Raw genomic sequence first — 1193 nt, forward strand, 5'->3', positions numbered from 1 at the left:
AAGTACCTTCACCACAAGTACATCGCTGACCACCGTTCGAGGAACTAAATGAAGCATGTTTCTCTTCGGCCGGTCGTCTACAAGTGGCTAGAGAATGCAACCACTTCTTCATTCAGCCGCTGCATCAGACACTCTCTTCTTCCGATGACTTTGCGTGTTACCGGACCAACTTTGCTGGCTTCGCGATATAAGTAGTCGCTTGTCCACAGTCCACGCTTGGAGTCCATTCCAGATGGAATGTGCTCGTAGCCAGTGACATAGGCCCCACGCTTATGCGAAACTGGTGTTGCGCGGGGGGTATCTAGTAACGGGATGGTGAGTATCGAGTAACACTTTGGGAGAAGATTCTTCTGACCGCGTGACAAAAGGGCTCGCGGCATAATCAGAGGAGTCCGATCGTGACTGATTACCGGGCTGTGATGGATCTTGTCTTACAAGGCTGGTCCGTCCGTCAAGTCTGCTCGACACCTGGCGGCTCATGCACTCGTTAATATATTTCTGGCTCTAACCCAGCAGTCCCAGCTAACTGCCGGTTGGTATACCGGCTCGCGGGCGTCTTCTTTTTGTTTGGGGCTCAACCCCCGCAGGATTTTCACTCTCTCCTGCGTGTGTAGTAGCGCGTGGTGGTGGTGTGCTGTTACACTCATAATTCAGATATTGCTTAGGGACCGATGATAGCTGTGGTGGCTTCATCGGTCCCGACTCTTTGCGGCGTGTCGCATAAAAAGTTCTATGCAGTGAAGCTTTAAGTCTGCAGGCTCTAGTCGTTGTTTACTGTAGGAGTATGGCCAATAGCAGTTTGCAGGCAGCGCGGAATGCGAAAAACGATGAGTTTTACACCCAGTAGGCGGACATTGAGCGTGAGATGAACGCGTACCTGGAATATGACCCCGACGTGTTCAGAGACAAGGTCGTTTTACTTCCATGCGACGACCCGAAGTGGAGTAACTTCACTAAATTTTTTGCGTTGCACTTCGAAGACTTTGGGCTTAAAAGGCTGATTTCGACCAGTTATGCTCCTCGTAGCAATAGTGCGTTCGACAGTCTGCAGCCGTCGTTGTTCGATTGACCCCTATGATTCTCAAGATGCGCAGTATGACGAGACTCAAGCGTGGGAGAACGAGAGAATGTTTGTTCTGGAGCGCGAAGACGTTAGCGGAGACTGTTCAGAAGACTGAAATGGTAGCGGTGTG

General features: G+C 50.8%; 1 protein-coding gene. It reads left to right on the forward strand.

Features of this window, described 5'->3' with window-relative positions; all coding sequences use genetic code 11:
• Positions 1 to 865 precede the first annotated feature (865 nt).
• On the forward strand, positions 866 to 1069 hold the full coding sequence (locus tag HMPREF3149_RS13980; protein ID WP_070538155.1) for an adenine-specific methyltransferase EcoRI family protein: 204 nt from the start codon (positions 866 to 868) through the stop codon (positions 1067 to 1069).
• Positions 1070 to 1193 lie beyond the last annotated feature (124 nt).

Origin of the sequence: Corynebacterium sp. HMSC05E07 (genome assembly GCF_001807225.1) — a bacterium.
GTDB classification, from domain to species: Bacteria; Actinomycetota; Actinomycetes; order Mycobacteriales; family Mycobacteriaceae; genus Corynebacterium; species Corynebacterium singulare.

Excerpts from the sequence above, each read along its gene's own strand:
- HMPREF3149_RS13980 (WP_070538155.1), top strand. The coding sequence starts at position 866 with ATGAACGCGTACCTGGAATATGACCCCGACGTGTTCAGAGACAAGGTC.